A 21,304-nucleotide genomic window follows, 5' to 3' on the forward strand; every position below is an offset into this window, starting at 1 on the left:
ATGCACAAGCTCTTGCCCACCACGATCGTCGGTAGCCTGCCGAAGCCTTCCTGGCTCGCAGAACCCGAAACCCTCTGGTCTCCGTGGAAGCTCCAGGGCGAGGCGTTGGTCGAGGGCAAGCAGGACGCGCTCCGGATCGCGGTGCAGGAACAGCGCCGCAACGGCATCGACATCATCAGCGATGGCGAACAGACCCGACAGCACTTCGTCACGACCTTCATTGAGCACCTCGACGGGGTTGACTTCGAGAAGCGCGAGACCGTACGCATCCGCAATCGATACGACGCAAGCGTGCCGACCGTCGTCGGTGCCGTGAGCCGCGAAAAGCCCGTGTTTGTCGACGACGCAAAGTTCTTGCGTCAGCAGACCGATCAGCCGATCAAGTGGGCACTCCCGGGCCCGATGACAATGATCGACACCCTCTACGACGCCCACTACACGAGCCGCGAAAAGCTGGCATGGGAGTTCGCAACAATCCTCAACCAAGAAGCGAAAGACCTCGAGGCCGCGGGCGTCGACATCATCCAGTTCGATGAGCCGTCGTTCAACGTCTTCTTCGACGAAATGGAGGACTGGGGAATCGCGGCGCTGGAGCGGGCCGCTGAAGGACTGCGCGCCGAGACCGTCGTGCACATCTGCTACGGCTACGGCATCAAGGCCAACACCGACTGGAAGGCAACCCTCGGGTCGGAATGGCGACAGTACGAGAAGTCGTTCCCGATCTTGCAGCGCTCGAGTATCGACGTCATCTCGCTCGAATCCCAGAACTCCCGCGTCCCGCTGGACCTCATCGAGCTCATCCGTGGCAAGAAGGTCATGCTCGGCGCCATCGACGTGGCGAGCGAGACGATCGAGACCGCGGATGACGTCGCCGACACCCTCCGGAGGGCTCTCACGTTCGTCGACGCGGACAAGCTCATCCCGAGCACGAACTGCGGCATGGCACCGCTATCTCGCGATGTCGCCCTGGGGAAGCTGAGCGCGCTGACGGCGGGTGCGAACATCATTCGGGAGGAGCTGACCGGAAGCGAGAGGTGATGCGCAGCTTCTCTGCGGCGTGGACCGACATCTCGCGTCATACGCGCGTCACGGTGCGTAATCGGCAGGCTTATCGGTGAGCTCTCAGCCTAGCTTTGCCTCATGACCGACTTCTTTGATCGTGAGGCCGACCGCGCCTACACGCGCGTTTACAAGGCCCAAACCCCCGACATCCTCAAGGCATGGGTTGACTTTGACGGAGCCGTTTTCGCGGCTGAAGGGCGCGAGATCCCGCTGAAGTATCGCGAGCTGATCGCTCTCGCCGTGGGCATCACGACGCAGTGCGCGTATTGCATCGACGCCCATGCACAAAAGGCCGTTCATGCGGGTGCAACCCAGGGCGAGCTCGCCGAAGCGGCGTGGGTGGCAACCGCGATCCGCGCCGGTGGCGGGTTTGCGCATGGTCGCCTGGCCTTCAAGCTGGCGGAGGGCTCATCCGCCGCTCACAGCCACTGACAGAGCCCTGGCTAGAGGCTGGATCCCGGGTTCAGGATTCCGCGCGGGTCGAGCACCGCACGGATGCTCCGTTGGAGCGAAAGCACTTCGGGTCCGAGCTCTCGGGCCGCCCACGCGCGCTTGAGTCGACCGACGCCGTGCTCGGCGGTGATCGTGCCGCCGAGCTCCAGCGCCAACGCGAAGATTCGGTCGGCGGCGGCCTGCGCGGGCGAGGGAACAGGCGCCCCCGCCGGCGCGTGTTCGGTGACGATGATCGGATGCAGATTGCCGTCGCCGGCGTGCCCGAAGACGAAGATGCGCACCCCCTCCTCCGCCGCGATCATTCCGATCCTTCGCACCGCTTCCGCAAGGCGCGACCGCGGCACCGCAATGTCTTCGATCAGCGGTCGCCCGATCGCTTCGAGCGCGGGGAGTGCGCGTCGACGGGCGAAGAGCAAGCGATCGGCGTCGGCCTGATCGACAGCTATCTCGATCCGGGATGCGGCACCATCGAGTGCGGCGGTGACGACGTCGAGTTCTTCCTCTGCACCGAATCCGTCGGTCTGTGCGATCAGGAGCGCCCCGCCCCGTGAGCGCAGATCGGTTCCTTCCAATGCGTCGATAGCGGCCAGGGTAGCCCCGTCCATGATCTCGAGGACCGCGGGACGTGCCCCGGAGCGAGTAATCGCTGTGATGCCCCGGGCCGCGAGCTCGATGTTGTCGAAAAAGGCCGAAGCTGTCGCTGTCCGCGCGGGACGGGGAAGCAGCCGAAGCGTAGCCCCGACGACGACTCCCAGGGTGCCTTCCGACCCGGTGAACAATCCCACGAGGTCGTAGCCCGTGACGCCCTTGATCGTGTCGCGGCCCGTGTGGATCAGTGTGCCATCGGCCAGCACGACGTCGAGCGCCAGAACGTGATCGCGGGTCACTCCGTACTTCGCGCCACGCAGTCCGCCAGCGTTCGTGGCGACATTGCCGCCGATCGTGGAGATTCCGACGCTTCCGGGATCGGGCGCATACATGAGCCCGTGGGCGCCGGCCGCCGCATCGAGATCGGCGGTTATCACTCCCGCCTCGACACGCGCGAGTTGTTCGTTCGGGTCGATCGAGATGATGCGGTCGAGCCCGGAGAGGTCGAGCACGACGGCATCGGCTACTCCGACCGCGCCGCCCGCGAGCCCACTTCCCGCGCCCCGGGGGACGATGGCTGTACGGGTTTGGTTGGCCCACGCGAGCACCGCGCGAACGCCCTCGACCGAGCGGGGCTGGACGACACCGCGAGGCGCGACCGCTTCGGGCCATCCGGATCGATCTACCGATGCCGCGAGGAGCACTCCCGGGTCGTCGTAGATGTCGAAGATCACGTCCCGGCTCACCGCCCCCTCTGGCTCTCGCGCGCGCCGACGAGAAGGTCGTAGTCGAACTCGATCGGCAAAGCGATCTCGTCGGGGCCTCCACCGCGGGCGCCGAGCGCGCCGAGAGTTCGCGCGACGGCGGCGTTCAGGGGCGCCTCGGCGCCGATCGATCGAGCGATACGGGTGATCTCGCCGCTCAGAAAGTCCACCTCGTTGCTGGTGCGGCGAGCGAAGCTCTGCCACGTCGAGAGCCGACCGGGCGTGTGGCCCGGGACATCCCCGATGGAAAGTCGTACGTCATCGATGGGAGGCGGCGCGACGGCGAGCCCCGCGGCCTCGAAGATCGATCGCGCCTCCTCGACGAGCGCCGCCTCGGCGCGTTCGGCTTCGTCGCGAGAGGCGGCGAAGACATCCACGACATTCCGCAGATTCGCGATCAGCTTGCGTCGCTTGGCCGCGGCGATGTTAGGTTCGACCGCGGTCGCGAATCCCGCCTGAGCCAGGGCTGCTCGATGTCGCTCTTCATCGCCGGGAAGCGAACGGGGATAGCCGCCGATCCAGGCAGCCCCGATCACCGGGTACGCGGGTGAGACGATGACGCCCGGTTCGAGGTGGCTTGCCGGTATGCCGAGCGAGACGCCGAGAACCGTGTCGAAGCGACGTAGCGCGACGCCTTCGGCCCAGAGTCCGTTCTGCAGCGTCAAGATCGGCAAATCGGCGACAACACCGCGCTCGTCGGCGAGCGGAACCCAGGCGATTGCGGCCACGGCAGCCTCGGCATCCTGCGCCTTCACCGCCAGCACGATCGTGTCGGACGAGGTCGGAGCGGCGGCCTGAATATCTTCGACCACGTTCACACGGATGAGGTCGTCGCCGTGAGGACGACGCACCCGGATTCCGCGCTCGCTGATCGCGTCGAATGTCACCCCTCGCGCGAGAAGTATCGAGTGCACACCGGCGAGAGTCCACTGGGCCGCGAGAAGGCCTCCGATGGCCCCCGCCCCCACCACGATGTAACGACTCACGGGATGACGACCTCTCTCGACGCAAAATCCGATCTCAGACGCGCGCCGGGCACGGCGCTGAGGAGCGCCTTCGTGTACTGGTGCTGGGGCGCACCGAGGACGGCGGCGGCGGCTCCGGTCTCCACGACGCGTCCGCGTTGAACGACCGCGACCGTGTGCGCCACCTGCGCTACGACCCCGAGGTCGTGGGAAACGAGCACGTAGCCCACACCGAGGTCCTCCTGGAGTCGCGCGAGCAGGCGAAGGATCTGGTCCTGGACCGAAACATCGAGAGCCGAGACGGGCTCGTCGAGATAGATCAGTTCGGGTTGGATCGCGAGCGCGCGGGCGATCGCGACGCGTTGGCGTTGCCCGCCAGACAGTTCTGCAGGGCGCCGGGTTGCTGCATCCCTCGGCAGTCCCACCAGATCGATGAGATCCGCCACCCGCGCGCGGCGCTCGGCGCGACTGCCGATTCGGAAGGACGTGAGCGGCTCGGCGATCGAGCGTCCGACGCTGAATCGGGGGTCCAGCGCGGCAAACGGATTCTGCTGCACGAGTTGGAACCGCCGACGAAGTGGCCGTGCGGCGCGCCAATCCAGCGCCGTCAGATCTTGTTCGGCAAAGACCACTCGTCCCGTCGTGGGCAGCTCCAGTCCGAGCGCGATCCGCAAGAGGGTCGTCTTGCCCGACCCCGACTCACCCACGATCGCGAGCGTCTGTCCGGCGTGGGCCGCGAGCGTCACGTTGTCCACCGCTCGCACGGTCGGCTCGATCGATCCACGGGGAAGGGAGAAGTCCTTGGTGACACCCTCCCAGCGCACGATGACGGGGGTCTCGGCGACCGCTCGTTGTGGCGCAACCGCTGCGGACAGGCCCGGAGCGGCGGCCACGAGGCGCCGAGTGTAGGGGTGCCGCGGCGCGGCCAGTACATCGAGGGCGGGGCCCTGCTCGACGACCTCGCCATGTTGCATGACGATCACCCGGTCCGCGCGGTCTGCCGCGACCCCGAGGTCATGCGTGATGATCGCGAGCGCGATCCCCCTCTCGCGGACGAGGGCGTCCAGATGATCCAGGATCTGCTTCTGCACGGTGACGTCGAGCGCGCTCGTCGGTTCGTCCGCCACGAGCACATCGGGATCTCCCGCAAGGGCAATGGCGATCAGCACGCGCTGCCGCAGGCCGCCGGAGAGCTGGTGGGGGTACTGCCTGGCGCGTGTCACCGGATCATCGATGCCCGCCTGCGTGAGCGCTTCGACGACGGCGACATCGACGAGAGGCCGCGGGACGCCACGTAGCCGGACGGCTTCGCCCACTTGGTGACCCACCCGCTGCGTCGGATTGAGCGAAACCGTCGGATCCTGCGGCACAAGACCCACAACACGCCCCCGGATACGGCGGGCGGTCCGTTCGGATGCCCCGGCGAGTTCGACGTCGGCGACACGCGCGGAGCCTTCCACAATGTGTCCCGACGAAGGCAGCAGCCCGAGAAGCGCGAGCGCGACGGTGCTCTTTCCGGATCCGGATTCGCCGACGATCGCGACACGCTCCCCCCTGTCGATATCGAGGTCGATACCTCGCACCGCCTGGGTGACACGGCCGTCGCGGCGATATTCGACTCGTAGATCACGGATCTTGACGACCGAGCTCGTCATCTCTGGACCTCCTCGAGCGTCTTGGAGAGGTGATTGAGCGAAAGCACCACAACGGCGACAAAGAGACCGGGGATCAGCGAGACCCACGGCGCGGTAACGAGATAGTTTCGGCCGTTCGCAATCAGAGTTCCCCACTCGGCGGCCGGTGGCGCGGCGCCGAACCCGAGAAAGCTGAGCGACGCGACCGCGAGGATGGCGACACCGATGTCGAGCACGGCAAGCACCATCACAGGCCCCCACGAGTTCGGGAGGATGTGCGTGATCAGGATGCGGGTCCAGGAGGCACCCCCCGCGCGCGCTGCCTCTATATAGGGGAGAGTCCGCACGCGAAGGACTTCGGCACGGGTGGTGCGCGCGAAGCCGGGCACTATTCCGATCCCGACCGCGATGGCGACAGGGATGGTTCCGAACCCGAGGGCCGTGACGATCGCCAGCGCCAGGAGCAGCCCGGGGATCGCCAGGAACACATCCACGATCCGCATCGCGATCGAATCAGTGAGGCCGCCGACGAATCCCGAAAGCACACCGAGAGTCAGCCCGACGACGAGCGCCAGCCCGACAGCCAGCGCTGTGGCCGCGATCGTCAGAGCAGAGCCGTGTACGACCCGCGAATACAGATCTCGCCCGAGTTCGTCCGTTCCGAACCAGTGCGTTGGGCTGGGAGGCAGCAGCCGATCGAGCGGCGCGGTGGCCGTGGGGTCGTAGGTTGCCAGAAGCTGCGGAACGACCGCCGAGAGAACCGCGAACAGGATGATTCCGAGGGCGAGGATCACTCCGAATCGCCGTGGCAGAGCACCCACAGGTCGACGTGTTCGAGCGAGCGAGGCGGTGGGCGCGGCTGCCGCGGGTCCGCTCGGGACCGCGTCAAAGTCGGTGGTGGGCGGACTCTCGAGCACAGTGACTGTCATGCGCGGCTCACATTCGGGGTATGGCTGATCCGGGGATCGAGCAAGGGGTAAAGCAGGTCCACGATCAGGTTGACGACGACGAACGCCCCTGCCGCAAGCACGACGATCGCTTGCACGACCGGCACGTCCTGCGCGAGCACGGACTCCTGCGCGAGCCGCCCCAGGCCGTGACGCGAGAACACTGTTTCGACGACGATCGACCCGGTCACCGTCGCTCCGACGAGCAAACCCAAGATCGTCAACGTCGGCAGCGCCGCGTTGCGGAACGCGTGTCGCAGCTGCACCGACCAGCGACTGAGTCCCTTGGCGCGAGCCGTCGCGATGTAAGGCTCGCTCAGGGTGTCGTCGAAGCTGCGGATGAGCACCTGGGCGAGCACCGCCGACGTCGGAATGGCCATCGTGATGGCCGGCAGAACATAGCTGGCGGGCCCCTCGTTTCCCATTGCAGGGAACCAGCCGAGGGTGAACGCGAAGACCTGGATGAGGAGGAGGCCGATCCAGAACCCGGGGACGCTGACGCCCACCGCCGGCACGCGCCGAAGAATCGCGGCGACAGGTCCCCGCGGCAGCCACGTCGCGAAGAGTGCGAGGGCGACCCCGAAGACGAGCGCGATGAGTACCGCGAACGCGCTCAGGATCGCGGTGGGCGGCAGCCGGTCGGCGATCAACTCGCCGACCGGCACCTGCTTGGCGAACGACACCCCGAAGTCGCCGCGAAGCGCTCCGAGGAGCATGCCGAGGTACTGCTCCCACACCGGTCGATCGAGGCCAAGCCTCGCCGCGGCGGCCTCGCGCTGCTCCGGGCTGAGCGAATCGATCTCGACGTTGTTGGCGGCCAACTGCAGCGCAACCGGGTCGCTCGGGAGCAGGTAAAGGATGACGAAGGTCACGGTATACGCCGCCCAGAGAACGACGACCGCCTGACCGATCCGTCGGAGCACGTACCCCGTCATGTCACTCCTCGGACTTCCAGATGTCGTAGTACGACAGGAACGACTCGCTGGTGAACCGGAACCCGTGCACCCCTGGGGCCGTCGCCGCGTACTGCACGCGCTCGAAGATGGGGAAGGTGACTCCCTCATCGACCAAGACCTTCTGGAGCGCGTCGTACGGCGCCTTCTGCCCCTCGGCAGTCGTCGCGGTCAACCCTTCGTCGAAGAGCGATTGGATCTCGGCCGCGGTTTCGGGGGTCGCAACGCCGTTCGCGAAGGCCTTCGATGACGCGTAGCGGGCGTCGATGATCCACTGGATGACAGAGGGCTCGGCCCGCGTGTAATACGTGACGAGAACGTCGTAGTCGCCGTTGGAGATGATCGATGCCCGCTCCGCGGCCTGGTAGACCCGCAGCTCGAAGTTGATGCCGACCTGCTTGAGCTGATCTTGGAGAAGCACGTCGCCCGGGGATTCGGCCGTGATGGGCTGCACGATCGTGAGGGTCTCACCATCCTTCTCGCGATAGTCCTCACCGTCCTCGAGCACCCAGCCGGCATCCTCGAGGATCTCGGCGGCACCCTCGGGGTCGTATGCGAGCGCCTCGGTCTGCGGCTCGAAGAACGGAGTCGTGGAATTGAACGCACCTTCGACGACGGGGTAATCGGCGCCGTAGATCGTCGCCGCATAGGTCTTGCGGTCGATGGCCTTCTGCAACGCCTGCCGCACAGCGCGGTCGGCGAGAATCGCCCCGTCAGCGGTGTTCGCGAACAGGCTCTGGGACACCCCGGGGAGAGGGCGCGACTGGACCGTCGCGCCGCTGGACCCAAGCAGTGTCCGATCCTCGGGGGTGAACGGGTTGCGTGGCCACGCGACGTCGCTCGCCCCGCTCGCCAGATTGCCGACGCGGACGCTGTCCTCAGCGACGTAATTGATGCGGACCGCGTCCAGATACGCCTCGCCCTGGTGGTCGTTCAGGTCGCTGGCCCAGTCGTACCCGTCGCGCTTGCTCAGATCGATCCCCTCCCCCGGTCGGTACGAGTCGAGCACGAACGGGCCAGAGCCGACCACGTTGCCGAGGCACCGCTCCTCGGGCGTCGCGTCGTACGACGAGGGGGCCAGGATGGCCAGGTTGGTTGTGGAGGTCCCCTGCAGGAAAGACGAGTTGGGGGTCGAGAAAGACACCTCGACGGTGTCGTCGTCGACGGCGGTCGCCGCCTCCAGACCCGCGACGTACACACCTCCATAGGCCCCCGGTACCGCCTGGATGGTCTCGAGCGCGCTCTCGAAGGTGCGCACGACGGCGGCAGCGTTGAGCGGGGTGCCATCCGAGAACGTCACGCCGTCGCGCAGGATGAAGGTGTAGGTCAAGCCGTCGTCACTGACACTCCAGTCCGTTGCGAGCCACGGCACGAGCTCACCCGTTTCGGGGTCCTGGTCGGTCAGGGAGTCGGCCACATTGCGGATGACCTGCCGGTGCTCGATCCAGTAGGTCTGGAACGGATCGACGCACGCGAAGGCTGCGTTGTCGGGCCAGAACTCGAGCGTCAGCTCGCCGCCGGCGACAGGCTCTGCGTCGGTGGTCGGGGCGGGGCCCGCCTGTCCCCCCGCGCAGGCGGTGAGGGCCAGGGTGAATACCGTGGCGGTGGCGATCAGCGGCCATCGGAGGCGATGAGTACTCATGGTGTGGTCGTGCCTTTCTGCTGCGTCAGGACTGAAGGATCGAGCGGCCCGTCGCGAGGAGAGCCGCATCGTCTTGGGGTGGGTGGGGGCGCGCGCACAGAACGTCGCGCAGATGCCGTTCGAACGGCAGCGACCGGGTCAGCCCCGCGTTGCCGATCGAGGCGACGAGCGTTTCGACCGCGCTGATCGCGGCGCGCGAGGTGATCAGCTTGACCAGGCCGAGATCGGCCGGGTTGGCGCGTCCCGCGTCGATATCAGCGGCGACGGCGGCGAGGACGAGTTCGGCCGTACGGATCTGCGCGGATGCCTCACCCGCCGTGGACTGGATGCGCTCCAGTGTCGCGATCGGACGCCCGAGCGAGGTCGGCACCCGCTCGCGGGCGAACTCGCCGAACGCGGCGAGCGCGGCGCGCGCGACCCCGACGTAGAGGGCGGGCACGCCAACCGAGTACGCGCCGGGCAGAGTGGGGTTGTTCGGGACCGTGCCGACGGGGGCACCCGAGAAGTTCTCGAACGGAACCTCGACACCGTCGTAGATGACGTCGTGGGTCGAGCTCGCCCGCATCCCGAGGTGATCCCAGGTCGGCACGACCGTGACCCGCGGGTCATCGCCGGGGACGATGACATGCCCGACGCGGGGTTCGGCCTCGTCGGTGACGACCCAGACCAAGTGGTACGCCAGACCCTCGGATCCCGTCGCGAACCCTTTCCGCCCCGAGACGGACCAGCCACCGGATGTTCGATGCGCCGTCGTTGCGGGCAGCCCGCCCCGGGCTGGAGCCCCGAGCTCGGGTTCCGCCCGCACGGCGTTGAGCAGCACCGGGCGCTCCGCGGACTCGGCGAGCACCCGCGCGTACAGGTCCTCGGGCCAGAACGGCGCCGCATCCTGCACGGCGTGCTGTGCAGCCGTCATCGCCACGAGCAGCGCGACGGACGGGTCACCCTCGCCGAGCGCGAGGTAGACGTCCACGGCCTCGCGGGCCGACAGCCCGCGTCCCCCGTATCGGCGCCCGACCGTCGCGGTCAGTAAGCCTGCGTCGTGCGCTGCCTCGACCCCCGGCCAGGGGAATGACCCGTCGAGGTCGTGGTTCGGCGCGTGTGCGGCGAGCGTGCGGGTCAGCGCGCTCAGCTCGAGCGGCGTCAGGCGCGGCTCGCCGAGGGCGCGCCCGGTTGTCGTCACGGCGCTCACGCGCGCACCCCCTCCGTGATGGGCGGCTGGGCGACGACCTCGCCGCGGACTCCGGTGGCGGCACGGTGCGCAAGCTCCTGGCGCACGAGCGGCAGCACGTATCGTCCGTAGTCGATCGCGTCATTGAGGTTGTCGTACCCGCGGATCGAAATGAGGTCGGCACCGAGGTCGACATAGTCGAGGATCGCCGCGGCGACCGTCTCGTAGCTGCCGACGAGCGCGGTCGAGGCACCGGCGGCGTTCGTCACCTCGGCGGGCTTAGTCCAGAGCGCCCGGTCATGCACCTCACCGCGAGCCGCTGCGTCGAGCAGTCGCTGTGACCCGACGTTCTGCGGGCGCGCGCTGTCGTAGTGGCGGAAGGGAACGAGGCCGGCGTTCGCATATGTCTCGGCGACACGAGCAACGTGACGATGCGCCTTCTCCCACGCGAGTTCGTCCGTCTCGGCGACGATGGGGCGGAACGTCACCCAGATGCGCGGCTTGTCGGCGCGACCCGCCGCGACGGCCTCCGAGTTGACGCGCTCGATCTGCTCGCGCGTGTCGGCGAGGGGCTCCCCCCACAGCCCGAAGATGTCACCCACCGCACCGCCGACGCGGTAGGCCGCATCCGATGAGCCTCCGACCGAGATCGGGATGGGCGCAAACGGGGCGAACCCCGGGCCGAAATCGTCGAACCGGTAGTAGCGACCCTCATGGCTGAACGATCCGGTCTCGGTCCACGCACGTCGGACGATACGGATCCACTCTTCCGAACGGTCGTAGCGTTCGTCCTTGCTGAGGTAGTCGCCCTGCCGCGCCTGCTCGGCATCGCTCCCCCCGGAGATGATGTGCACCACGGCCCGACCGTCCGAGATCTGGCTCAGGGTCGCCAGCTGTTGCGCAGCAACCGTCGGGTAGACCGTGTTGGGTCGCACGGCAACGATGGGGGCAAGCCTCTCGGTAGCAGCCGCGACAGCGGTTGCCACCACGAACGAGTCCGCGGACGAGCTGCCGTAGGGAACGAGGGTGTAGTCGAAGCCCGCGTCCTCGAGCACACGCGCATAGCGACGCACGTACGCGGGATCGAGCGGGCGGCCACCCTTCAGCGGGTTGAGCTCGTCGCCCGGGCGGGTGTTGATGGCACTGATGAACTCGACGGTCATGACTGGTTCTCCTTGACAAGGGGCGCACCGGCGCCCGGGTGTGATCCGACGGCGACGGGGCGATCGGGGTGGTTGGACCATTGGCTCCACGAGCCGGGGTACAGCTGCGGGGCGTATCCCGCCAGGGTGAGAGCGACGAAGGCGTGGGAGGCCGTGACCCCCGAGCCGCAGTACACGCCGACCGGCGCGTCCGGTCGAGCACCCGCCCGGGCGAAGCGCGCGCGAAGCTCTTCCGGGTCGAGGAACCGCCCATCCGGCCCCACGTTCACGGTCGTGGGGACGTTGATGGCACCCGGGATGTGCCCCGCCCGCGGATCGACGGGTTCGGCATCTCCGCGGTACCGCTCCTCGGCGCGCACATCGAGCAGAACCCCGTCCTGCCCGAGGGCCGCCGCCTGATCGATCGTGAGCCGGGGCAGTCGCCCGGGGGTCAGGGTGATGTCGCCGCGCGGCGGGTCGACGAGGCCGTGCTCGAGCGTGCGGCCCGACGCAGTCCAGGCACGCAGCGACCCGTCGAGGATTCGCACGTCGGACACACCGGCGTCGGTGAGCAGCCACCAGGCGCGGGCCGCTGAGAGCGACTTCAGGTCGTCGTAGACCACCACCGTGTCGCCGGTTCGCAGTCCCCAACCGCGGGCGGCGGTCTCGAGCCGGTCCAGCGCAGGGAGGGGGTGCCGCCCATCGCGCGGCGTGCCGTGCTCCGCGAGCTCGGAGTCGAGATCGACATACACGGCGCCCGGGATGTGCCCGGCGAGATATTCCGGGCGACCGTCCGGACGATCGAGCCGCCAGCGGACGTCGAGCACACGCAGGGGGGCTCCGGAGGCGAGGAGCTCAGCGAGCTCAATAGCGGAGATGAGAATGTCGGACATGGTTCTCCTAAGAACGGGCGCAGAGCAGACAGGCGAGCGCCGATGAGGCGGATCAGGACGGCTAGCGGGTGGAGGTGCTCAACACCCGCGCATCATGCGCATTCGACGGACCAGCGAGCTCCCGACACGCACGAAGCGCACGGACGAAGCGGCGGCGAAGATGCCCGTGCTTTCCATGTCATGCCTCTCGCGGTGATGCGCTGGATACGTCGTGTGGTCAGGTTAGGGACGCCGTCGACCGAGCGTTGCCGCGACGTCCCGATTGTTTCGGCACGTTTCACGCCGCGAGCCATCCCGGACTCTCCAGCACCTGCCGCGGTTCGATTTCCGCCTTTCCACCTGGGATAAAAGTTCGAGCTCGGAATGAGCTGCTCGCTACTCCTGGATATCGCTCTGTCACCGATTGCGACGAAAGATGACAGCGATTCTGCGATCGGAGCGCCCGTGCTCGCGTTGACCGACGCCGAAACAGTACTGTCGGGTCCCACCCGCTCCCGCATTCACGGAACGGCGACGACAAGGAAGGCTGTGTCCCCCGATGAACCCACCGTTAGAGATCTGGCATGCAGGTTTCTTGGGGAACACCGCAGTGTTGTATGACGGCGCGTTTCATCGCCCTCGTCGCCCGGCCGCACCCGGCGTAGTGTCACCCGAAATACCCGACACGGAACGCCGCCATGACAACATCCCTCGATCCCGCCGCGGGCTTCGCAACCCAGCAGCTGCACGCAGGTCGTGAACCTGGAGACCCCCACCAGGCACGCGCCACCCCGATCTACCTGACCGCCGGTTTCGCCTTCGACGACTTCGACCACGCGCAGGGAGCTTTTTCGGGCGACGAGCCGGACTTCATCTACTCGCGTCACGGCAATCCGACCGGCGAATCCGTCGAACGTCGCCTGGCGGCGCTCGAGCGCGGGAGCGAGGCGATGCTCGTTGCGAGCGGGCAGGCCGCGACCGCGAACGCGCTGCTGGCGATCCTGCACGCGGGTGACCATCTCGTCTCGTCCGGCACGATCTACGAGGGCACGCGCGGCCTGTTCCTCGAGCACCTCTCGCGGTTCGGGATCACGATCGACTTCGTGGACGATCCCACAGACCTGGATGCCTGGCGCGCGGCTGTCACTCCAACCACACGCGCCTTCTTTGCGGAGTCCATCTCGAATCCCAAGAACAATGTCCTCGATATCGCCGCCGTGGCCGAGATCGCCCATTCGGTCGGCGCTCCGCTGATCATCGACAACACCCTCGCCACCCCGTACCTCTTGCGCCCGATCGAGCACGGCGCCGACATCGTCGTGCACTCCGCGAGCAAGTTTCTCGCCGGGCACGGCAGTGTGCTGGGCGGGTTCATCGTCGACGCCGGCACGTTCGACTGGGGTTCGGGCGCGTACCCGCACCTATCCGAAACGCGGGCGATCGACGGCCTCACTCACGTCGAGCGCTACGGCAGGCGTGCCTTCGCGGGATTCCTCCGCGATCTCGCGGTTCCCCGCTTCGGTGCGGCGCCGTCGCCCATCAACGCGTTCCTGATCGAGCAGGGCATCGAAACCCTCTCGCTGCGCGTCGACCGACAGTCGGGCAGCGCGGCGCAGATCGCGCGTTTTCTCGAAGCGCAGCCCGAGGTCGAGTCCGTCGACTACGCCGGACTGGAATCCAACCCCAACCACGCCACCGCATCACGCTACCTGTCCCGAGGATTCGGATCGGTCTTCGCTTTCACGCTCCGGGGCGGCGAGACAACGGCCCGGCGCTTCTACGATTCGCTGCGCCTGTTCACCAAGATGACCCACCTGGGCGACGTCCGTTCGCTCGTCATCCACCCGAGCACAACGACCCACAATCTGCGGACCGAAGAGGAGCAGCGACGCGCGGGCATCTCCCCGTGCCTCATCCGCCTCTCTGTCGGCATCGAGGACGTCGACGATCTGATCCGAGACCTCGCCGGGGCCTTCGCAGCCACGCGGGACGTCTCCGCCGATGCTTCTGTCCCCGCCGTTTCGAGAGTGGCCTGACATGCCCCGTCCGCAGCACTTCGGATGGTTCCTCTCGCGCGGTTTCGGACCGCAGGGATGGGGCAGCCCGGCCTGGGACTGGGGCTACGAGTGGCAGCGTCCCGCCCTGTATCAGCAGTCCGTGCGCGAGCTCGAACAGGCGGGCCTCGACCTCGTGATCATCGAGGATGCTATCTCGGCGGGTCTGCCCGACACCCTTGATCTCCGCGTTCGCGGAGCCTACGGCGGACCCAAGCACGACCCCGTCGCGCTGACCCCGTACCTGCTCAGCACGACAGAGCACATCGGGATCGTGCCGACCGTGAACGTCGCGTCCTACCTGCCATACGTTGCGGCACGGCAGTTCGCCTCGCTGCACCACCTGAGCGATCACCGCGTCGGCATCAATGTCGTGACGGATGTCGGGAGCGCCCGTCATCTCGGCCTCCACCCGATAGCGCACGACGCCGCCTACGACCGCGCGGATGAATGGACCTCCGGCCTGCGCGAGTTGTGGCGCAGTTGGGGCGAGGGGGCACTCGTCGCCGACGCGTCGACCGGGCGCTTTGCCGACGCCGCCCACATCAACACCGTCCAGCACCGCGGCGAGTACTTCGCATTCGACGGGCCCCTCAACGCGATCCCCTTCGCGGGCGGTGACCCGATCATCGTCTCGCCCGGTGGCTCGCCGCGCGGAATCGAGTTCGCGGCGACACACTCCGACGTGCAGCTCGCGCTCGCGAGTCTCGACATCAACCCGGTGCGCAGCTACCGCGAGAAGGTCGGGGCGGCAGCCGCCCGACAGGGCCGCGAGGGACGCATCCGGACGCTGTTCGTGTTCAAACCGCAGGTGGTGTCCAGCGTCGAGGAGGCAGAGCGGATCGTCACGGCGTCGCTCCACCCATCCGAGGCGGAGTTGCGCCAGATCGCCCTCGGGCATTCGTCCGACCTCGAGACCGACCTGACACGGCTCGACCTCGACAGCCCCCTCGATCCTGCAATCTTCGGTGAGCATGTGTCCCGCGGCTCGATCTCGTGGCTGCGCGGCGGGTTCGAGTCCTTCGACGACGTTCCGCTCCGAGAGATCCTCACCCAGCACGCCCGCAAGGGCCGCATCACCGATCGGCGGGGCTATGTCGGTACGGCCGAAGAGATCGCTGACTTCATCGAGGAGTTGGGGGACGATGCGGGCAACGACGGCTTCATCTTCTCGGGCGACTTCCACCCCACGACGATCCACCGCTACCTCGACGAACTCGTGCCGGTGCTCCGGCGCCGCGGCATCCTGCGCCGCGAGTATGCGACCGGCGGTGCACGGGCCAACCTCTTCGATTTCTGACCCGCGTCGGCACGAATGTGCCGTCGTGTTTCGGGCGCGCTCGCGCCCGCGAGAGGACTGGTGAGAATGGGATCATGACTTCCCCCGCGCATCCGCCCGCGCATCCGTTCGACGCGCTGACGCGCGCGCGGCTCGATCGTCCCGAGAGTCGCAAGTGGAGCCTGCACGCGGGCAAGATCGGTGCCTGGGTGGCCGAGATGGACTTCGGAACCGCCCCCGCGATCGCGGAGGCCCTCGCGCGCGCGATCACCGACGGCACATTGGGGTACCTGTCCCCTCCGCTCGCTGCCGCCGTGGCCGACGCCACGGCGGAATGGATGTCTGCCGAGTACGGCTGGGCTGTGGATCCCGCCCGCGTGCACTCGGTCTCGGACGTCATGGCGGCGCTCGGCGTGGCGATCACCGAGTACTCCCCCGCCGGATCTGCGGTCATCGTTCCGACGCCGGCGTACATGCCGTTCCTGACCTACCTGCCGACGATCGGGCACCCGGTGATCGAGGTGCCGGGGGCCCTGATCGACGGCCGATGGCAGCACGATCTCGAGCGCATCGATGCCGCGTTCGCGGCGGGCGCCCGCACCCTGGTGCTCTGCAATCCGCACAACCCGACCGGGACCGTCCTCACCCGCGATGAGCTCCTCGCGATTGCCGCGATCGTCGAGCGTCACGGCGGCCGCGTGTTCGCCGACGAGATCCACGCACCGCTCCGCTTCGACGGACGCCCGCACATCCCGTACGCGTCGCTCTCACCCGAGACCGCGGCACACACGGTTACCGGCACGAGCGCGTCGAAAGCGTGGAACATCCCGGGACTCAAGGCCGCTCAGCTGATCACCTCCAACGACGCAGACCAGCAGGCCTACCGCCGCTTCGGCTTCGCCGTGCAGCACGGGGCGTCGACCCTGGGGGTTGTCGCTTCGACCGCCGCCTACCGGGAGGGCAAATCCTGGCTCGACGAGACGCGGGCATATCTCTCGGACAGCCGCCTCCTGCTCGCCGAGCTGCTCGCGACACACCTGCCCGGCGCGCGCTATCGTCCGCCCGAGGCGACGTACATCGCGTGGATCGACACCGCCGCCCTGGACATCCCCGATTCTCCAGTCGCGTTCTTCCGCGACCACGCCAACGTCGTGCTGACGGACGGAGCGCTGCTGGGAGCCGGGTACGAGAGATACGTTCGCCTCGTCTTCGCCACGCCCCGCCCGATCCTCGCGGAAGCGGTCGGCGCGATGGGCGACGCCTGGCGTGGCTTGCACCGGTAATGCTCGGCAACAAAACGCGACGGCTCGCCGGAGGGACTTAGCCTCGAGAAATGTCAGAAGCCAGCCTGCCGATCCTCGACCTCTCGCTCCTCGATCAGGGGGACGCTGCCGCGGCGCGATTCCGCGACGAATTGCGTGCCGCAACCCACGACGTCGGGTTCTTCTACCTGACCGGTACGGGCGTGAGCCCCGAGCTCGAGCAGCGACTGCTGGAAGTCTCTCGCGGGTTCTTCGCGCTGCCCGAGGCCGACAAGCTCGCGATCGAGAACGTGACGAGCCCCCACTTCCGTGGTTACACGCGCGTCGGCGGCGAGCGCACCCAGGGACACGTGGACTGGCGTGAGCAGATCGACATCGGGCCCGAGCGCGAGGCGATCACCGACCCCGAGGCGCCCGACTTCGCGCGCCTGATCGGACCGAACCTGTGGCCCGCCGCACAACCCGAGCTGCGCGAGGTCATCGACGAATGGCACGAGCACCTCACGGGAATCGCCCGCAAACTGCTCCGCGCCTGGGCCGTGGCGCTCGGCGCACCCGAGACCTACTTCGACGAGCACTTCGGTGAGCCGTCGACCCTGATCAAGATCGTCCGTTATCCCGGCAAGGACGACCCCGAACCGCAACAGGGAGTCGGCGCGCACAAGGACTCCGGCGTCTTGACGCTCCTGTGGATCGAGCCGGGCAAGGGCGGACTTCAGGTCGAGCGCGACGGTGCGTGGGTCGACGCGCCGCCCGTCCCGGGTGCCTTTGTCGTCAACATCGGCGAGCTGCTCGAGTACGCCACGCAGGGCTACCTCAAGGCGACGAATCACCGCGTGATCTCGCCGAAGTACCCCGACGAGCGCATCTCGGTGCCGTTCTTCTTCAACCCGGCGCTGGATCGACGGCTGCCGCTCATCGAGCTGCCGGACGAGCTCGCCGCCGAGGCATCCGGAGTCACACAGGATCCCGCAAATCCCATTCACGCGCTGTACGGCGAGAATGCGCTCAAGTCACGCCTGCGCGCGCATCCGGATGTCGCGGAGCGCTGGCACGCGGATCTGGTTGCGGAGCGGGCGGCAGCGGCCCGCTAGGCGTGGTCGAGGATTCGCCGAACTGACTCGGATGTCACGGCTCGAGGCTTCGCGTACGGCTGGACGGTGACGTCCGCGACGAAAGTCACCGCGCGCCGTGCTGCCTACCGCGAGTCCGCACCCAACCGCGTGAGACGTGCCGCGTGTCTTGCGTGGGCGGCGGCGTGCCCGAGAAGGGCCGCCAACACAGTCACCAACGCCGCGGCACCAACGCCCCAGCCGATGTGCACCTGAAGCAGCAGAGCACCGATAGCGGCACCGGCGGCGATCAGCACGATCGCGGCGAGCCGACGGAACCACGGTTGACCGGTGCCCCCCGCGAGCCGCGAGTCGGCCGCGAAACCGGTGATGGTCGACGTCACCACGACCGTGGTGACGTCCTTGACGGCGATATGCCGAGCCGTCGCCGCCTGGATGCCCATGCTCGCGGCCAGGAAGAACGTGATGAGGTACTCCCACGGCTGGGGTGGCGCTCCGTCCGTGACGAAGAGGCTCACCGCGAGCGCGGCCTGAACCAGCCCGACGACCGCAAAGAGCCACGTGGTGCGCGTCGTCCAACCCGCCGCGACCGGACGGAGCACCCGTCCCCCGACCACGGCGCCGAACATGAAGGCGAACAGAGCGAGCAGGGGGCCGATCCAGGGCAGGTCATCGGCGCCCGCGAGCGCCATGCCGAGGATGACGACGTTCCCCGTCATGTTGCCCGCGAAGACTTTGTCGAGGCCGAGATAACCGACCGCGTCGACGATGCCGGTCGAGAAGGTGAGAGCCAGCATGAGCGCCAGATGCAGGCGCTCAGGAGCGGATCGAAGTTGGTTGAGCACGGGATACATCCTGTCGATTGCTCTGCGGGCGGGGTCAGCTCAGCGCCCGACGGCGTAGCCCTGCATACCGCGCGCGTTGGCTGCAGCAATGACCATCCCGTCGTCGCGGAATCCCGCGGCGCTCAGTCTGCCGAGACTCCACGCGGGAGCCACGACGACATCATGACCGCGATCGCGCAGCTCGTCGAGCGCCGCGTCTCCCACAGTCTGCTCGACGACGACGCCCCGCGGTTGGAAACTGCGCGGGAAGAAGGACGAGGGCATATGCGTGGAGTGCCATGTAGCCGCGTCGATCGATTCCTGCAGATTCATGCCGTGCGAGAGCAGGTTCAGGAGGAAGGTTACGGTCCACTGGTCCTGCTGATCTCCGCCCGGCGTCCCGAATGCCAGATAGGGGGCACCGTCACGCAGCAACATGCCGGGACTCAGGGTCGTGCGCGGTCGCTTGCGCGGCGCGATCGAGTTCGGCAGTCCCTGCTCGAGCCAGAACATCTGCGCTCGGGTCGGCAACGAGAAGCCGAGCCCCGGAATGGCCGGTGAGCTCTGCAGCCACCCCCCGCTCGGAGTCGCGGCCACCATGTTTCCCCAACGATCGACGACGTCGAGGTGGCAGGTGTCGCCGCGGACCACCCCCATGCTCGCGAGCGTCGGCTCACCCGTACCCGCGGCCGCATCGATCGGCGCGTCGAAGATGGATCTGGACAGGTGCGGTTCGTGCCCGCCCGGCGACCCGGGGCGCAATTCGCCCGATGACTCCTCGCTCACGAGCTGTGCGCGGCTGCGGGCGTAGTCGTCGGCGAGGAGCGCGTCGAGCGGGACGTCGACGAAGTTCGGATCGCCGTAGAAGGCCTCGCGATCGGCGAACGCGAGCTTGGCGGTCTCGGTCACGGCATGGATCATCTGCGCCGAACCGGGTGCGCCGATGTCTTGATGGGCGAGCATCGCAAGTTGCTGCAATAGGACGGGCCCCTGACCCCACGGCCCCGTCTTCGCCACGGTCACACCGCCGAACTCGATCGTCGTCGGGCGCTCCCAGGTGGGCTCCCATTCCGCCATGTCTGCGCCGGTGAGCAACCCCGCGTGGTCGGAGCCGGTCGAATCGCGGACGGGTTGGCGCATCCACGCGTCGATCGCGTCGGCGACGAAGCCGCGGTAGAACTCGTCCCGTGCGCGCGCGATCACGGCCTCTCGACTGCCTCCGTCGGCGTTCGCATTCACCACGATCCGCTCCAGGGTGTCGGCCAGGAGCGGATTGCGGAAACGAGCCCGCGGCACCGGTTGCGTGCCGCCCGGCAAATAGATCTCGGCCGACGTGGTCCAGTGCTCCGACAAGAGCGAAGCCACCGAAGCAATCGCGACGGTCGCGTCGGGGACCAGGGGGTACCCGTGGCGCGCGTACTCGATCGCGAAGCGGGTCACCCTCTCCAGCGACAGCGTGCCGTGGCGCTCGAGCATGCTCATCCAGGCGCCGAACGATCCGGGCACGACGGCAGCGAGATGACCCGTTCCGGGAATGGCGCCCAGCCCCAGATCGGCATAGGCCGCTGCGGTGGCGGCGGCGGGCGCCGGTCCCTGCCCGCACAAGACCCAGGGCTCTCCCCCGGCGACATCAAAACCCATGATGGGTGTGTCGCCGCCGAGGCCGTTCAGGTGCGGTTCGACGACGTGCAGCACGAGTCCCGCGGCGACGGCGGCATCAAACGCGTTGCCGCCCTCTTCGAGGACAGCCATCCCCGAACTCGACGCGAGCCAGTGCGTGGACGCGACCGCGCCGAACGAGCCCACGATCTCGGGGCGAGTGGTGAATTGCATGACACGGTCCTTCTGGAGTGCCGACAAGCGGCCACCGGCTGAAAGCGGGAACTATCCCGAGACCATATCGTATACGAAACGTGCTCCGTGCACGCCTCGGCGATCAGTGGGTCGTGAAGCCGTCGTCACCACCCGTGTCGTGCGCACCAGGCTGCGTCGCGGCACGCCGCACGTGCTCGGCCATGAGACTTTCCGCGCGATCGGCATCACGCGCCTCGATCGCGTCGTAGATGTCGCGATGGTCACGCCAGAAGAACCGGTTGTCGACCGGGATGGAAGCCGTGTTGATCCATTCCGAACGCGCAGACAGCTGGTGCACGAACCCACCGAGCACGCTGTTGCCGCTCGCCGATGCGACGGCATCGTGGAAGCGCGAGTTCAGTCGGTGAAGCCTGTCCATCTGCCCGAGATCGATGGCGCGGTCACCCTCGTCCAGGATCTCCCTGATCGCAGCAAGATCGGCATCGGAGCGCTGGGTGGCGGCGAGCCGGGTGGCGTGCGGCTCGAGCACCGCCCGCGCCGTTCGAACCTCGTGCACGACCCGTTCGGTCAGATTCATGACGGTCGGGGAACCGAAATGGCGCAGCTCGACGAATCCCTCCGCGGCCAGCGCTCGCACAGCCTCGCGAATGGGCACACGAGACACATTGAACGCCGATGCCAGCGCGGGTTCTGTCACCCGCGATCCCGGGGCGAGCTCGCCCCTGATGATCATGTCGCGAACGGCATCCACCAGGGCGGGGCCCCGCAGAATCGTCTCTTCAGGCATCGGCCCCCTCCTCGATCGAT

At 67.7% G+C, this 21,304-nt stretch carries 18 protein-coding genes; 6 read left to right on the forward strand and 12 right to left on the reverse strand.

Going from position 1 to position 21,304, the window contains the following annotated elements; translation table 11 throughout:
- A complete protein-coding gene (locus tag CGU34_RS11555; protein WP_100814242.1) occupies positions 1-1,038 on the forward strand; it encodes a methionine synthase in 1,038 nt (345 codons plus the stop codon).
- Between the two features lie 102 nt (positions 1,039-1,140).
- Positions 1,141-1,494, forward strand: coding sequence for a carboxymuconolactone decarboxylase family protein (locus tag CGU34_RS11560; RefSeq protein WP_100814168.1), 354 nt, complete (start codon positions 1,141-1,143; stop codon positions 1,492-1,494).
- 11 nt (positions 1,495-1,505) lie between these two features.
- On the opposite strand, the gene CGU34_RS11565 is transcribed toward CGU34_RS11560, so the two are convergent.
- The 9 genes from CGU34_RS11565 to CGU34_RS11610 are packed head-to-tail and all read right to left on the reverse strand — an operon-like array spanning position 1,506 to position 12,211.
- On the reverse strand, positions 1,506-2,849 hold the full coding sequence (locus CGU34_RS11565; RefSeq protein WP_198517762.1) for an FAD-binding oxidoreductase: 1,344 nt from the start codon (positions 2,847-2,849) through the stop codon (positions 1,506-1,508).
- The gene (locus tag CGU34_RS17205; protein WP_051513699.1) at positions 2,846-3,853 is read right to left on the reverse strand and encodes a ketopantoate reductase family protein; all 1,008 of its coding nucleotides are present in this window, start codon (positions 3,851-3,853) and stop codon (positions 2,846-2,848) included. The genes CGU34_RS11565 and CGU34_RS17205 overlap by 4 nt, the downstream gene beginning before the upstream one ends.
- Positions 3,850-5,487 carry a dipeptide ABC transporter ATP-binding protein gene (locus CGU34_RS11580; RefSeq protein WP_100814169.1) on the reverse strand — a complete coding sequence of 546 codons (1,638 nt, stop codon included), beginning with the start codon at positions 5,485-5,487 and terminating at the stop codon, positions 3,850-3,852. The genes CGU34_RS17205 and CGU34_RS11580 overlap by 4 nt, the downstream gene beginning before the upstream one ends.
- Positions 5,484-6,395 (reverse strand): ABC transporter permease, encoded by a 912-nt coding sequence (locus CGU34_RS11585; RefSeq protein ID WP_100814170.1) that lies wholly within the window; start codon positions 6,393-6,395, stop codon positions 5,484-5,486. The genes CGU34_RS11580 and CGU34_RS11585 overlap by 4 nt, the downstream gene beginning before the upstream one ends.
- Positions 6,392-7,348, reverse strand: coding sequence for an ABC transporter permease (locus tag CGU34_RS11590; protein ID WP_100814171.1), 957 nt, complete (start codon positions 7,346-7,348; stop codon positions 6,392-6,394). The genes CGU34_RS11585 and CGU34_RS11590 overlap by 4 nt, the downstream gene beginning before the upstream one ends.
- 1 nt (position 7,349) lies before the next feature.
- Positions 7,350-9,008 carry an ABC transporter substrate-binding protein gene (locus CGU34_RS11595; RefSeq protein ID WP_100814172.1) on the reverse strand — a complete coding sequence of 553 codons (1,659 nt, stop codon included), beginning with the start codon at positions 9,006-9,008 and terminating at the stop codon, positions 7,350-7,352.
- A gap of 25 nt (positions 9,009-9,033) precedes the next feature.
- Positions 9,034-10,197 carry an acyl-CoA dehydrogenase family protein gene (locus CGU34_RS11600; RefSeq protein WP_051513435.1) on the reverse strand — a complete coding sequence of 388 codons (1,164 nt, stop codon included), beginning with the start codon at positions 10,195-10,197 and terminating at the stop codon, positions 9,034-9,036.
- Positions 10,194-11,339, reverse strand: a complete 1,146-nt coding sequence (locus CGU34_RS11605; RefSeq protein WP_051513433.1) for an LLM class flavin-dependent oxidoreductase — start codon at positions 11,337-11,339, stop codon at positions 10,194-10,196. Before CGU34_RS11605 ends, CGU34_RS11600 begins: the two co-directional genes overlap by 4 nt.
- Positions 11,336-12,211 carry a sulfurtransferase gene (locus tag CGU34_RS11610; RefSeq protein WP_036298236.1) on the reverse strand — a complete coding sequence of 292 codons (876 nt, stop codon included), beginning with the start codon at positions 12,209-12,211 and terminating at the stop codon, positions 11,336-11,338. Before CGU34_RS11610 ends, CGU34_RS11605 begins: the two co-directional genes overlap by 4 nt.
- A 677-nt stretch (positions 12,212-12,888) precedes the next feature.
- Between CGU34_RS11610 and CGU34_RS11615 the strand changes: the two genes are divergently transcribed.
- The 4 genes from CGU34_RS11615 to CGU34_RS11630 all read left to right on the forward strand — a co-directional run bounded on the left by CGU34_RS11615 (position 12,889) and on the right by CGU34_RS11630 (position 17,879).
- Positions 12,889-14,226 carry an O-acetylhomoserine aminocarboxypropyltransferase/cysteine synthase family protein gene (locus CGU34_RS11615; RefSeq protein WP_100814173.1) on the forward strand — a complete coding sequence of 446 codons (1,338 nt, stop codon included), beginning with the start codon at positions 12,889-12,891 and terminating at the stop codon, positions 14,224-14,226.
- A 1-nt stretch (position 14,227) separates the two neighbouring features.
- A complete protein-coding gene (locus CGU34_RS11620) occupies positions 14,228-15,544 on the forward strand; it encodes an LLM class flavin-dependent oxidoreductase (protein WP_100814174.1) in 1,317 nt (438 codons plus the stop codon).
- 74 nt (positions 15,545-15,618) lie between these two features.
- Positions 15,619-16,806, forward strand: coding sequence for a MalY/PatB family protein (locus tag CGU34_RS11625; protein WP_036298232.1), 1,188 nt, complete (start codon positions 15,619-15,621; stop codon positions 16,804-16,806).
- A gap of 50 nt (positions 16,807-16,856) precedes the next feature.
- Positions 16,857-17,879, forward strand: coding sequence for an isopenicillin N synthase family dioxygenase (locus CGU34_RS11630; RefSeq protein ID WP_036298230.1), 1,023 nt, complete (start codon positions 16,857-16,859; stop codon positions 17,877-17,879).
- A gap of 104 nt (positions 17,880-17,983) precedes the next feature.
- On the opposite strand, the gene CGU34_RS11635 is transcribed toward CGU34_RS11630, so the two are convergent.
- From CGU34_RS11635 to CGU34_RS11645, 3 genes are all read right to left on the reverse strand, one after another.
- Complete coding sequence (locus CGU34_RS11635) at positions 17,984-18,703, reverse strand: YoaK family protein (protein ID WP_232711653.1); 720 nt, start codon at positions 18,701-18,703, stop codon at positions 17,984-17,986.
- Between the two features lie 39 nt (positions 18,704-18,742).
- Positions 18,743-20,515, reverse strand: coding sequence for a gamma-glutamyltransferase family protein (locus CGU34_RS11640; RefSeq protein ID WP_100810113.1), 1,773 nt, complete (start codon positions 20,513-20,515; stop codon positions 18,743-18,745).
- A gap of 103 nt (positions 20,516-20,618) precedes the next feature.
- Positions 20,619-21,284, reverse strand: coding sequence for a GntR family transcriptional regulator (locus CGU34_RS11645; RefSeq protein ID WP_198517763.1), 666 nt, complete (start codon positions 21,282-21,284; stop codon positions 20,619-20,621).
- Between the last annotated feature and the right edge of the window lie 20 nt (positions 21,285-21,304).

Origin of the sequence: Microbacterium lacus, assembly GCF_002812805.1 — a bacterium.
GTDB classification, from domain to species: domain Bacteria; phylum Actinomycetota; class Actinomycetes; order Actinomycetales; family Microbacteriaceae; genus Microbacterium; species Microbacterium lacus_A.

Coding starts and splice junctions, on each gene's coding strand:
- CGU34_RS11555 (WP_100814242.1), top strand. CDS start 1: ATGCACAAGCTCTTGCCCACCACGATCGTCGGTAGCCTGCCGAAGCCT.
- CGU34_RS11560 (WP_100814168.1), top strand. CDS start 1,141: ATGACCGACTTCTTTGATCGTGAGGCCGACCGCGCCTACACGCGCGTT.
- CGU34_RS11580 (WP_100814169.1), bottom strand. CDS start 5,487: ATGACGAGCTCGGTCGTCAAGATCCGTGATCTACGAGTCGAATATCGC.
- CGU34_RS11585 (WP_100814170.1), bottom strand. CDS start 6,395: ATGACAGTCACTGTGCTCGAGAGTCCGCCCACCACCGACTTTGACGCG.
- CGU34_RS11590 (WP_100814171.1), bottom strand. CDS start 7,348: ATGACGGGGTACGTGCTCCGACGGATCGGTCAGGCGGTCGTCGTTCTC.
- CGU34_RS11595 (WP_100814172.1), bottom strand. CDS start 9,008: ATGAGTACTCATCGCCTCCGATGGCCGCTGATCGCCACCGCCACGGTA.
- CGU34_RS11605 (WP_051513433.1), bottom strand. CDS start 11,339: ATGACCGTCGAGTTCATCAGTGCCATCAACACCCGCCCGGGCGACGAG.
- CGU34_RS11610 (WP_036298236.1), bottom strand. CDS start 12,211: ATGTCCGACATTCTCATCTCCGCTATTGAGCTCGCTGAGCTCCTCGCC.
- CGU34_RS11615 (WP_100814173.1), top strand. CDS start 12,889: ATGACAACATCCCTCGATCCCGCCGCGGGCTTCGCAACCCAGCAGCTG.
- CGU34_RS11620 (WP_100814174.1), top strand. CDS start 14,228: ATGCCCCGTCCGCAGCACTTCGGATGGTTCCTCTCGCGCGGTTTCGGA.
- CGU34_RS11625 (WP_036298232.1), top strand. CDS start 15,619: ATGACTTCCCCCGCGCATCCGCCCGCGCATCCGTTCGACGCGCTGACG.
- CGU34_RS11630 (WP_036298230.1), top strand. CDS start 16,857: ATGTCAGAAGCCAGCCTGCCGATCCTCGACCTCTCGCTCCTCGATCAG.
- CGU34_RS11640 (WP_100810113.1), bottom strand. CDS start 20,515: ATGCAATTCACCACTCGCCCCGAGATCGTGGGCTCGTTCGGCGCGGTC.
- CGU34_RS11645 (WP_198517763.1), bottom strand. CDS start 21,284: ATGCCTGAAGAGACGATTCTGCGGGGCCCCGCCCTGGTGGATGCCGTT.